This window comes from Prosthecobacter sp., from assembly GCF_034366625.1.
Taxonomy (GTDB): Bacteria; Verrucomicrobiota; Verrucomicrobiia; order Verrucomicrobiales; family Verrucomicrobiaceae; genus Prosthecobacter.
The window spans coordinates 866324-880134 of the sequence record NZ_JAXMIH010000008.1 but is presented as its reverse complement, the minus strand read 5'-3'; the positions used below and the strand labels follow the sequence as shown (position 1 = coordinate 880134).

The following is a 13811-nucleotide window of genomic DNA, read 5'->3' as shown; positions in this document are numbered from 1 at the left end:
GTTGCGGTGAGGTCCGGCCGCACCAGACCAAGAGAGTCATTCGAACCATCGAGCATGAGCGTGCCTTCGTTCACGATGGTGTTGCCATAGTAGTAGCTCCTGGCACTGAGCGTGAGCGTGCCGGCTCCTGATTTGACGAGACCACCGCCCACGTTCCACAAAATGCTGCTGATGTTGAGGTTCGTGTTTTCGCCGATGGTGTGGAAGTAGAACCAGCCGCTGTAGGCACCCAGGCCGGGGGTGGTGATGCCGGCATTGCCCTCGAAAGCTATGACACCGCCCGTCCGCACAAATTCGGTCAGAGGACCGGCGTTCACAAGGTTCCCAGCCCAGCGCCCCTGGAGGCCAAAGGCCTCTGAGGAATATCCGGCAGACGAGGAGACGCCGATCCCGCCACCATTGAGCAGGCGCACGCTGTTGATGGCCGCATTGAAGCCGTTGTTGATCACCTGGTTGGAATTGAGGGAGAAATTATCCTGCGAGAGGTTCGCCAGCGTGGTGCGCATTTCATTGTCCGCCAGCGGCCTCAGATAGCCGGAAACCGAGTCCTTGGTAACGAAGGCTGTGCCCAGACCGGTCAGGGAACGGTCCGCGATGATGTCCGGACGGGTATTCATGGTGAAAGTGCCGTTGCCGGTGTTCAACTGCGTGAACAGGAGTGGGAAGTTGGTGACCGCAAGGTTGGCAAAACCGTTTTGCTGTCCGGAAACACCGACCGCGTTGAAGTTGCCTCGCAGCAGCATTGTGCCGCCCGTGCTGATGCTGGAGAGATTCGTCACCGTCAAAGTAAGATTGCGGCCAGGATCAGCTTCCAGATCGAGCAGGCCGCCACCATTGGCCACCGTGAGCGTCGTCAACAGTTCCGTGGTGTTGACGCCGCTGTTGCCGACGATCCTGAGCGTGCCACCGCTGATGTTGAGAGTGGAGTTGGCCACACTGGTGAGGGGCGAGGCCAGACGGTTGTTGGCGTTGGTACTGGTGGTGCTGTTGTTGTCGAGCAGGAGAGTGCCGCTTCTTTGGATCGTCTGGGTCGGCATCAGTGCCTTGCCGGCCGCTCCAGAGTAGGCCAGTGTGCCTTGGGAAATGGTGACGGTGCCGGTGGAACCGCTCAGCGGGTTCTGCGTGCCGGTGATGGTCATGGTGCCGGTGCCCACCTTGTTCAGGAACACCCCGTTGGGGACGCCGTCATTGAATCGGTTGATCTGGCCGGAGAAGGTGGAGTCGTTGTTGTTGAAGCCCACCGTCAAAGTCTGCGCGTTGGCCACAGTGTTGTACACCGAGCCGCTGCCGCCCAAGCCCCCCCAGACCGTGGCCTGGCCGTTCAGGTTGAGGGAGGTGCCAGCGCCGAGATTCAAGTCCGCGAAACGGGAACCGCTGTTGAAGGCCCCGGACTGAATGTTCCCCGCCGTCACGTTGACCGCGCCGGTGAAGGTGGACTGGTTGATCTGCAGCACGCCGTTGCCATTCTTGGTAAAGCCGCCCGAAGACCCCACCACGCCGCCCATGATCAGGCCCGGCGTGGTTGGTGCGAAGTTGGTGAAGCTGTTGAAGTCGTAGGTGTTGACCGTGACGGTGTTGGCCGTCGGCCCCAGATCAATGCGACCGACCAACAAGGGCGCGGCAGCAGGATTGAAGGGAGTGGAGACGATGCCGCCCGCACCGATGGTCAGCAGTCCCTCGCCGGAACTCACCGTGGGAACGGTGGTGCCGCCACCATTGCCATTGAAGACAAGACCTTGCAGCGTTTGCTCGCCCGCGAGCACCAACAGACCGGTGCCGTTGATCGTGACGATGTTGCTGGAGTCGATGACCCCACCCGCCTGCTGCGCCAGGATGCCGCTGCCGGAGTTGTAGCCGCCATTGATGGTGATGCCGCCACCGGCGATTGATCCGGTCGCACCGATGATCAGCACACCACCATTGACCACCGTGCCGCCGGTGTAGGTGTTCGTGCCGTTGAGGGTCAGATTGGCCGCGCCATCACTGCCAGAGAACACCATGCGCACAGCCCCGGTGCCGTTGTTCACGATGGCCGCATCGATGACGGCGGTGCGGTTGGTGCCGCCATAGGGCAACGCGTGAACATACAGATCGCTGGCGACGTTCAGCGTCCCGCTGGTGATGGTACCGTTGGTGATGGTGATGTTGCGATTGTCACCACTGTGGGCCAGCAGCAAACCGCCACCTTGGAGCGTCAGTTGGAAGCCGCCGAGGTCCACCGTGGTCTGGGCAGCACCGGGATTGACCATGGCAAAGGTGTTGACCGTGGTGTCGGCCACCAACGGCCCCACGCTGGCGGTGGCGCGAATGTTGTCCGTGGCCAACGGAGTACCGTTGAGTGTATTGATGGAGTAACCGGCATATCCGACTTGGTTGAGGCGCCCGACCCCCACCGAGGCCAGTGTGAACACTAGGCTGGCCACCCCTTCTCCGCTGGCGGCAGTCGTGTTTGAGATGGTGAATGTGGTGCCGTTCACGATCGAGGTGATGTACGAACCGAAGGGGATGTTGCCGCCCGAAACCGCCATCCCGATGCTCAGACCAGCAGTGCTGGCGGTCGTGACAGTCTGGCTGCTATTGGCGGTCGTGGAGCTGAGTGTGAATGTTGCAGGTGGTGCATAACTGGCAAATTCACGGTCCACCACCGCCCACGGGCCGATAAGGTTGTTCGTGAGACCGGCACCCACCGTGCTGGTGGACACGTCCGTGCCATTGAAGTTGAAGGTGGGGATGATAATCCGGCCGTTGCTGCCAATCGCACCGAGACCGTTGTCCGGGAAACGCAATGTGGCGGTCGATCCAACCGGACGAATGAGCGAGAGGATGTTCAACGTGGCCGAATTGATGCCCGTGCCGCCGTTGGCCGCCTGAATCATGTTGTAGCCCTCCGCCAGGATGACATTGCCCACCGCCTGCGAGGTTTCGGCCTGAATCCGTCCCTGATAGACCAGGCTGCCGCCGCGCAGGGTGATGTCGGCAGCGAGATTCACCCGGTTTGCCAAGGCGAAGATGACGTTGTCGTTGAGCTGCAGGTAGGCGTAGTTGACAGCGATGGAGGAGGTGTTGGTCAACCGTCCGCCATCAGCCAGCAAATTGACACCACCGGCAAAAACGGTGGCTCCGCTGTGGGTGCTCTCGTTCAGGAAATTGTATTGCTGCGGGCTGCTCTTGAGGAAGCTCATGGCTCCTTTGCCGGCATCCTCCTTGATCACCCCGCCCCAGTTGAAGCCGCCGTTGTCCGCTCCAATGATGAAGGCTGCCTGATTGACAGAGCTGTTGGTGACGGTGCCCGCATTGCCCTGCAGCGCCGCGCCATCACCGCGGATGCCAAAGACGAACTGGGAGGTTCCATTCAAGTCCAGCGTGGCCCCAGGAGCGATGAGCATGAACTGGTTGGGCGTCAGGGTATTGTTCCCGCCGCCGAGTTTCACCGTACCGGCGTTGATCGCAAAATTTCCCGTCAACGTCTGGCCACTGAGATTGGCGACGCCCGCCCGATCATCCGGCGCATTGATGACAAGAGTACCCCCAAGGTCTTTGACAAACCCACTGCCGCCAGTCAGGAGACTGTTGCTGGTGAGTGTCGTGCCTCCGGCCACGGCCAGATAGGCCTGCACGTTGAAGTGGATTCTCAGGGCCTCGTTGAGGGTGTTGGAAGCCCCTGTGTTGAGGATGGCACCAGCGGCGAGAGTCAGCGTGGCCCCCTGGGTGGTGATGCCGCTGCCGAGGTTGATGCCCGTGCCGCTGAGCTTGAGCGCATTGACGGTCCTGCTCGTCGTGCCCACGAAAACCGGCGTTGCGGTTAGGTCCATGGTCGCCGTGGCGGCGACAACGGTCGGCGGCGGCACCACCAGTCCGGTGTTATCGATGATGTTGTTCGTAACGTAACCAGTGAATGTCTGGATGCCGTTGGTGTTGGCCGCTGTGCCATTGTGATTATAGGAGACAAAGTCCGTCCCATTCAGGGTCGCACGTTGAATCACATTGTTGATCATCCCCAGAGTGCCCGCTGCTCCCGGCGCATTGGTAAAGATGATTCTGTTGTTGGCGTCCACCCCCAGCCCAGCCCCCGCGAAAAGAGTGCTCGAATCACCACCGTTGTTCCATTGGAGGAAGGTCGTCAGATTGGTTCCAGCACCACGAGTAGAGGTAATGACATTGGTCTTGCCACGATTGGTGGTCAAAGCGCCAAGTGTCTGACTGTATGCCCCGGTGCCGCCAAGATAAGTCAGCGCGCCACCGTTCAACGTGACCGCACGAGCGCCAGAAAAATGGGTGACCGCCGCTCCCGCGCTGTCGTCGATCAACAGCACTCCAGAAGGCCCCTGTATCGTGATTGTACCCGTTCCACCGATGGTGACTCCGGTGCCGGTGATTTTGAAAGTTCCCTCGTTGACGACCAGCGCGCCGACAAATGCAGCGCTGTTCACGTTCAGCGTGGTCATGCCGCTGCCCATCTTGGTGATCGAGCTGACCGCTCCAAAGCCGGTGGTGGTCTTGTTGATTGCTCCCGCACCGGCAAACGTCAGCGCTTGTGCGCTGCTAAGGGTGCCGGTCAGATTGAGCGTTGTGCCTGAGTCCGCGCCGATGGTCGTGGCCGATCCAAGGGTAATGGTGCCGCTGACCGTGCTGGTACCGGAGAATACCTGCAACGCGCCACCGTTGTTGATGCCTGATCCGTTCAAGGTCAACGGTTCGGCGATGCTGACCCCACTAAGTTGCAGAGCGGCCCCGGTGCCCGTCACCGTCGTAGCGCCGGCGGTCGTGCCCAAAGCACTGGCGTTGGACACTCGGACTGCTCCAGCAGCGATAGTGAGCGTGCCGGTCCATGTCGTGTTCGCCGCAGCCAGCTCCATTGTGCCATTGTCATTTTTTTGCAACGCGTTGTTCACCGCCCCAAGGGTGAATGCGGTGTTCAAGGTCAGGGTATTGCCAGCCGTCACTTCAATGGCATTCAGTGCCTGGTTGAGGATGATGGTACGGCTGGTGGCAAAAGTTCCCGTGGCGCGTAATCCCACGCCGGTGGCGGCATTCACATTGAGCCGCACCTGATTGGCCAGATCGCCCAGCGCTCCATTGTTGCCGACTGAGACGATGCCGCCTTGGATGTCGATCATCTTCCCGGATCCACCGAAGCTATTGGAGGCACTGCCGAGCACCAAGGTGCCCGTGCCAATTTTGGTGATGCTAAACGCGCCAGAGACGACTCCCGCGAGGGTCAAGCCCTGCACCACGTTGGAAACCGAGGCGATGGAAACGCTGATGAGCTGATCGGCACCCAAGGTGGCCGCACTGGTGATTTCAAGACCATAGCCGGTGTTGTTGGTCACCATCAACGGACCACTGGTAAAGCTGGTGCCGCTGGCACCGGCGATCTGGATCTTCTTGTTGGCCGCCGTGGTGAAGAGCGGCAGGTAAGTGGTGCCCAGCCGCCCGACGGTCAGATTCACCGGACCGCTGGAGGTCAGCGTGACCTTGCTGTCGATCGTCTCGCGTGATCCGGTGCCGTCGCCATCATTGAGCAGCGCAAGATTGCCGGCATCATTGAGGCTGGCATCAAGGGTAAGAGCGATGGTGTTTCCCGCAACCACGGAACCCAAAGCCAGCGTGCCAAGGCCTTTCTTGGTGATGGTGATGGCACCGGCCGAGGTCTGGCGGGTAATAATCCCAAGCGCCGCCGTCATGCCGGGGTTGATCACATTGATGGTGACAGCGCTGGGCAAGGTGACCGTGCCGCTCAGGGTCAGGTTGCTGCCTGTCGCCACAGTGCTGTTGAACCTGAATTCCCCCGTGGAGGTCACTGAAACCGGATTGCCAATCACCTGATTGGCGCTGGTCAGCAGCGTGAGATTGTTTGCTCCCGACAGGGTCAATGTGCCGGTGCCAAGCGGGCCGGCCGTGACCACACCATTGGTGTCATCGTTAAAAACACTGCTGGAGCCAAAGAGAATGCCGCCGTTCTGCAAATCCACCCCGCCGTCGAAGGTGTTGGCCCCCCCCAGTTGCAGGATTCCATTGCCCGTTTTGTCAATGCTGGCACCAGCGCCGGTCATGATACCAGTGATGTTCAAAGTGGGCAGCAACGGCGCCAGGCTGACCCCATTGGCCGTCACCGCGCTGACATCGAAGATGTGGGAGGGACCGGAACTGAGTGCCAGAGACCCCCGTCCGGCAAAGGTCAGGGGGGCAAAGCCGCCCGCCACCGCATAGGTCAGCGGCACACTGGCATTGGTGACCGTGGCCGTGGCGGCCGTGCCATTGACGGAAAGGGTGAAGTGCGTGCTGTCCACGATGGCGGCGATGGTCGCTCCATCCGGAATGCCTGCGCCCCTGACCGGCGCACCGACCGACAGACGTGCGGTGGACGCCACAGTGACCGTCGCGCTGCCGCTCACCGTACTCGACGAGATAATCTCCTGGCTGAAGGTCAGTGTCGTGCCGGTGCCCGTCACATTGGCGGAAAGCGTGATGTGTCGGCCATCCGGGATGGCGGCAATCGTTGTCCCGGCGGGAATGCCGGTGCCGCTCACCCCAGTGCCGACCGCCAGACCTGCGGTCGATCCCACGAGGACCGTTGGACTGCCAATGATGGCGCTGGAAGTGAGAATGCCGGTGCTGATGGTCGAAACGCTGCCCAGATTGGAAGAAGTCGCCGTGATGCCGCCGCTTAGGGTCAGAGTGCCGGTGCTGATGCTGAGCGTGGGGGTGTTGCCGCCGGTGTTGTTGACGACTAAACCGCCCAGCGTCTGATTGAAACCATTCAAGTCAAGGGTGGAACCGCCCAGCAGTGAAACGGTGGCTCCGCTGGCAACCTGATTGGACGCACCGAACTGAACCAGAGTTGAGTTCTCCATGAAGCCATTACCATTGGTGCTGAAGCCGCCGGTGATCGTCAGATTGCCTGTACCGAAGGCCTGCCCGGCGGACCGCGCCACGACCTTGCCGGCATTCACAAAGGTTCCGCCGGTGTACGTGTTGCTGCCGGTCAGGAACACCTCGTTGGTGCCAAATCTGGTGCCGCTTCTGCCTTCGGCCCCATTGATGACGAGGGTGACGGCTCCGGCGCCATTGTTCACAATGTTCGCGCTGACCACCAGATCCCGGTTGTAGGGATCCTGGCCATTAAGGTAATTCAAGGCATGCAGATAAAGATCGGCGGCAGTGCCGGGCGTCCCGCCGGCCGTCAACGAGCCATTGGCGATGGTGACTGGCATGGAAAGGGCGCTCAAAAACGTCTGGTCCGAGGGGCCCGAAATGTTGGCGCTGGCGTTGCCCGCCAGCGTGATCGTGGTCCCGTTGACGGCGGTGACTGTCGATCCGAGCAGTGAGGATCCCACCACCAAGGTCGATGGCAGGCCGCCCACAATCACCGTCGGGCTGCTCGTCGAACTGCTCACCACAGATACAGTTCCAGTAGAATCAAAGCCCTGCGAAGCGATCAGGCCACCGCTCACCAGGTTGAGGGTTTTATTGTTCAGATCCAGCGTGCTGTTGCCGGAGACGAGCATGGCCAGGCTGTTCACCGTCCGATCTGCCGTCAGCGAAACGGTCTGCGGCAGCGTGAGCGTCGGATTGGCTGCGGTGAGATCCCGGGTGATGGCGAACTGGGTACCATTGATGATGGCTGACACCTGGGAACCGTTAGGGACTCCGGTCCCCAGCACGGCATCTCCCACCCTCAGATTGACCGTGCTGGCGACGGTCAGAATGTTCTTGCCGATGCTGCCGGTGGAGGTCACGGCGGGGAAAGTCATGCGGATGTTGTCCGCCGCCCCTCCGGCGTTGATATCATTGGGGGAATAGCCGGCATAACCGACCGTGTTGAGCGCCCCGACGCCGGTTCCCGGTGTGTAGCTGGCAAACTCACGTTCAAACACCGCCCAGCCGCCGATCAAGTTATTGACGAGACCGGCTCCCACGGTGGTCGTGGGGAACCCGTTGAGATTGTCGAAATAAACGCGGGCGCGCTGATTGTCGATGGTGCCATCCACGTTGAGGAATCTGAGTGTGCCGTGCGAGCCGGGCTGCTGAGTGAGATCCGTAAAGGTGATCGTGGAACTGTTGATGCCGGTGCCCGGTTCGGCGACATCAATGACGCTGTTGCCTCCGGCAAGCGTCAGCGCCCCAAAATCCTCAAAGCCCTCGGAGCCAAAACGCGCACGGTATTGCAGCATGCCCCCGCGCAGTGTGATTCCAGCCGCATCATTGATGCGGGTGTTGATGTTCTGATCCAGAATGCTGGTGGCGTTGCCGTTGGAAATCAGCAGCGTGGCCTGGCTGATTTCGATGGCGGAAGTACCCTGTAGCGTGGCGGTGCCGAGAAGCTGGGTGCGCCCGCCGTTCAGCAACGTCGGCCCGGTGTAGGTGTTGGCGGTGTAGATGTTCCAGTCGCCAAAGCTGCCCGCAGGCGTGGCGCGCACCAGCGCGATGTCACTGTCTGCTAGAACAGCGTTGCCAATCTTGCCGGAGAAGCTGCCGCCCGTGACCATCCCCAGCGTGGCCATGGAACCAGAGGTGTTGATGACAGTTCCGCCCGCATCTGGGATGAAGTTGGCGTTCTGGGCGGTCGCCATGTCCGTGCGGAAGGAGCTCACCACCTGCGCATTGCCGTTCAGATCCAGCGTGCCGCCCTGAAGAGTGAAATCATTGTTGTAGAAAATCGTATTGGTCCCGCCAGCCAGTTTCAGCGTCCCTTGGTTGAGCCGAGTGCTGCCAGTGTAGTAATTCGTCGAGGACAGAGTCAGCTCACCCGCACCGGATTTCGCCATCCCGCCGGCCGAAGCCACGATCGCGCTGGAAATGTTGAGATTGCCGAGGGCATGAACGATCAATTCACGACTGCTCGTCGTGCTGAGGCGTCCGCCAACGATCCCGACATTGCCGGTGAAAGCCAGCAGGCCCCCGCTGTCCAGCGTCAGCGTCTGGCTGCTTTGCAGGGTGACCTTCCCGCCACTGGTGAGTGTGAGGGAGTTGGCGGTCAGCACATTGCCGGTGAGTCCCGCAGACAGGGTCTGATTGGTGGAAAGAGACACGTTCATTGGCAACGGCGTCACTAAACCACCGCCCTGGCTGTTGGTGAGCGTGAGCACAAATTCGGATGCCGTCAGGGCACGCAACTGGCCGTTCACTGTGTCCGCCGTGGCGAACGAGTCTCCCAACTGGTCGAACGTCGAATCAATGATCGCATAAGGGAGAATGCCCTTGTTGGCCGTCCCGGCCACACCTGCCTGACCGAGGTTGAACAGATAACCGGCCCCCGTGGCCTGGATGGTGGCTGTATCGGCTCCCGCCACGGCACCAAGATTGCTGCCGCGGAACAGTACGGTGCTGCCGGCATTACGCGTCACCGCACCCGTGGTGAAGTTGGCCTGTCCGGTCGCTCCCGCAGTCAGGGTGATGATGGTGTGCCCCGGATTGAAGGTCAGCGTTCCCGTGGTGGTTTCCGTCGAGGTGGCGCTGGCCCTGCCATCATAATTGACCAAGGCTCCATACAGATTGAGGGTGCGATTGCTGAGGCGATTGATTGTATTGGTGGCGTTGTTGTCCAGCCACAGCGTTCCTCCAAGTGTCACCACCACTGTGCCAGCGCCGCCGCCGGTGCCGGGCACCCCCAGGGTTCCCGCACCGTTCAAGGCCAGCGTGCCTTGGTTCACATACACGTTCTGACCGGAGAAAATGTTCGCCGCAGTCAGGTTCCAGGTGCCACTCCCGACTTTCGCCAGTGAATAGATGCCATTCGCCAGAGTGCCGTTGTGCGTCATGGCAGTGTCTATGAAGCCCGTGCCTGCGCCTGTGAGGCCGATCCATGACCCGCGTCCGGTACCGGCGGTGCCGACCCGCCCGGCGATCTCCCCAGTGATATGCAACGAACCGGCGTCCACCCCGATCAGCGCGGCACGCATCTGGTTGTCCGTCCCGCTGGCACCAGAAAAAGTAATGGCTCCCGACCAGATGTTGTTCCCCGAAACACTGCGCAGGGCACCACCGGCGTTGATGCCGTTGGAGGTGTTGTTATTGCCGGGACTGAACACCAGGGTCTCACCGATATTGATGTTCCCGGTCAGCTCCAAGGCCGCCGCCACGTTGGCGATGAGCGTGCCGGCTGTTGTGACATTGGTGGAAGGATTGAAGCTGGCAGTGTTGCCAAAAACCCCCGCATTGTTGACCCTCACCACGCCCTGACCCACGGTCAGGTTGCCGTTCCAGTCCGTCTGATTTTGGGTGAGCACCAGCGTGCCCAGGTCGTTCTTCTGCAGGTTGTTGGTGGCAAACGGAATCGAGAACGCCGCGTTCATCGTCAGCGTGTTGCCGGCGGTGACATCCACCGCATTGTTCGCTTGGTTCAGAATAATGGTGCGGGTGGTGGTGACGTCGCCGATGATCCGCAGACCCGCGCCACTTGCGGCGGGAACATTCAACCTCACCCGGTTTGCCGCAGCACCGAACGCTCCGTCATGGGAGACCGCCAGCACGCCGCCGGTGACTTCGATCTGCGGCGTCACGGTGGTTAGTCCTGAATTGGCTGCGTTAAGGTTCTGACTGATCTGAAACGTCGTGCCGTCAATGATGGCGGAAATGACCGTATTGGCCAGGATGCCAGCCCCGCTAACAGGCTCGCCCACCACCAAGAAGGCGGTGGTGGCCGTGGTCAGTTGGTTGGATCCAGAACTGCCGGTGGTGCTGATGTCGAACCCGCCGCCAAAGTCGTTCCCGGCATTGTCGAGCACCAGGGTGCCGTTGCCCGCCTTGACAAAGGTGGCGCCTCCGGTCAGAACTCCGCTCAGCGTCAGCCCCGGCACCACGTTGGAGGTCGAAGCGTTGTTGACGATGATCGTTGGTGCGCCGCTGAGTGTGGTCTGTCCAGTCACCTCAAATCCGTAGCCGTTATTGTTGGCCACCGTGAGCGTGCTTCTTCCCAAGGCGAGCGTGGCCACTTGGGACGTCTTGTTGGCGGCCTGCGTGAACAGGGGAGCCTGTGACGTTCCCAATCGTCCCACGGTCAGGGTGCCATTGCCCTGCATCGTCAGGTGCAGGTCGTAGGCGAAGTTCTCCAGCCCGCCGGTCCCGTCCCCATCCGAACTCAATGACAGCGTGCTGTTGATGCCCAAGTTGACATCATTGCCCTTGAGCGAATTGGCAGTTTCCACCCGCAGCACAGCACCAGGCCCCACATCCACATCTCCGTCAAAACCCGTATTGTCTCCCCGCAGCGCCACGATGCCGCGCGCAGCCGTGCTAAAGCCGACCAAGGGTGTCGGCAGCACCAGACTCAGCGTCACATTGCCCGTGCCGGTCGCACTGGCGGAAAGGGTGAATGTGGTTGGGCTGTCGATGGAGAGAATGGTCGTTCCACCGGGGATTCCGCTGCCACTGACAGCAAGCCCCGCCGCCAGTCCCTCGGTGCTGGCCACCGTCACCGTCGCCGTGTTGTTGAGCGTGGCGGGGAGCACTCCCACCGCAGGCTGCGCCGTTGTGGCGAGACTGGAGGCCAGCGGCCCCTGCAGACTCCCCGCATTCATCAAAGTGGACCGAATCAGCAGATTGGTATTGGTGCCGCCGCTGATGTTTCCGGCAATCGCAAGCGTGGCACCTGGGTCGGTGGCTGGACGACCGCCGGAGATCGCATCCAGCGTCAGGGTCAAACCAGAACCGATCACAATTGTTTTTCCAACTCCTCCCAGCGTGGTCGTCGCCGCATTCACAACGCTCTGAATCGTCGCATTTTGCTGAACCGTGACCGAGTTGGCAAACGTCGGTCCCGTTCCTGTCAATGTGGCGCCCTTGGAATCCAGAATCAATCCACCTCCGTTGAGCTTGATGCCTGCGCTGCCGATCGGATTGAAGGCTCCGGAAGCTGTGCCGCCCACCAGCACGAGGTTGCTGTCCTGAATCTCTATGGTGGTTCCCGATTGAAGAGAATTGGCGCTCGCCGTCCCGCTGAAATACAAACGACCGGCACCCGTTTTGACAATCGTCATGGTTCGACCTTCATCGGAGACCACCCCGTCGAACGCCACGTTCGGATCGGCGGCAATCGTCACCGTGCCATTGCCCCCCGCCGCATCCCCAAACAAGGTCGGCGTTGTGCTCGGTGTTTCCGCCGTGCCGCCGCCAAAGCGCAGCGTCTGGCCGAAGCCATCCGAATTTCCGGTGATCAACGCGCCGGTGAGAAGGCGCGATTCAACGGTCAATGTCCGGCCCGTGTTCAGCATCAGCGCCCCCATCTTGGCCGAGGTAAAATCATCGCCGATCAGCTTGATCGTCGCATTCCCGGTGAGATGCACCTCGTTGCCCAGAAAGATCGCATTGCTGGAACCGGCGGCTGAATTGGTCTCCGCCTGTAGCAGGGGAATGACGGTGCGAGCGTTAGCCGTGTCAGGGCCGGAGTAGCCCAGGTTCATGGAACCGCCGCCTGTTCCCTGCACATAATCCACACGTATTTCATGCAGCCCTTTGGCCAGACTGACCGGTGCGCTCGACAAATCCGTGGCTCCCTTGCCACCATCGTTGTTCAACACCAGCACGCCGTCGATGAACACTCTCGCGCCATCGTCGGGGCTGCCAAAGAAGGAGTATTCGCCCGCACCGCTGATGTCCAGCTTGCCCACCCATTGCACCCCGTATCCGGGCAGGGTTACAACCGCCCCGGCGGCATTCGTATAGCGTATCGAAGTGGATGCCGCATTCCCGCCCAAAGTTCCAACCACATGGGTCGGACCCACCGGAAGTGACAACGAGGCCAGTGCGGGCGTCACCGTCACCGTGGGATTGGCCCCGGTCAGGCTGTTGTTGATGGTAAACTGAGTCCCGTTCACGATGGAGGCGATGATTGATCCTACCGGAACACCCGCTCCGGAAACACTCTGCCCCACGGCGATGGTACTCGTGGGAATGTCCACCCCGGGAATCGGATTGATGGTGATGAGAGTCGCTCCGGAGGAGGCGGTGGTACCAAGCGTGGTCGTCGGCAGCACCTTCCCCGTGGCGATCTGGCTAAAGTCCACCCGGCTGGAGTTGCTGGTGCCATTGGGAGTCGCTGCCGTGATGGTATCAAAAACGCGCCCCGAGATCCCCGCTGCCTGGTTCGCGGTTCCCCGCAGTTCCAGCGTCGCTCCACCTTCCAGGGTCAGCTTGTTAGCGAGGCCCAGAGGCCCCAGAGGATTCGGATTCGCGGTGGCAATGAGCGCCTGGATGGTTGTCCGATTCTTGAGGGTGATGCCGCCCGTCAAGTTGTTGGCAAAGGGCACCGTGCCTCCGCTTGGAATGGCACCCAGAATCAGCCTGCCTCCAAAAGATCCCACTGTGCCGGTCTCCTCAAACTGAACCACCAAGCCCTGGTTCCCGGTCAGTCCGGCCGTCAGCGTCGCCGTCAAATCTTCGGTGAAGGAACTGGAATCACCCACAAAGGTGATCGTAGGCACCCCCGAAGCCACTTCCAGGTTCAGCAGAGTCATGTCGTCCTGTGCGGAGAGTTCGACGCCCCCCACCTCAAACCTCAAGCCTCCGGCGGTGATATTTTCAGTAAGCGTCACCAGACTCGGCCCGCCCAAAAAAGTTTGAGCGGCATTGCCGAACGCGGCAATGTTAAATGCACCGTTGTCCCAAGTTGTCGCATCGAGGTTCACATCAGCATCGGGATACCAAGTCTCGTCTGTCGTGTTCCAATCAGCGTCGTATTGCGGATTCCCGGCATCCCCTGGCTCCCCCCAGTAAAACGTGGCTGACTGGAGCGGTGTGGCGACTTGCAGGCAGAATACCAGCACGGTCATGAACCAGCCGAGCAGGAGGCGATGATGGCGAAGTGTTTTCAT

1 protein-coding gene (cut by a window edge) is annotated in these 13811 nt (G+C 60.8%); it reads right to left on the bottom strand.

Annotated features, from left to right (window positions below; translation table 11 throughout):
* Window positions 1–13811, bottom strand: partial view of an autotransporter-associated beta strand repeat-containing protein gene (locus U1A53_RS11965; protein WP_322281157.1) — the 5' portion only. It extends 17605 nt beyond the left edge of the window; the window shows 13811 of its 31416 coding nt (coding positions 1–13811); its start codon is at window positions 13809–13811; its stop codon lies beyond the left edge, outside the window.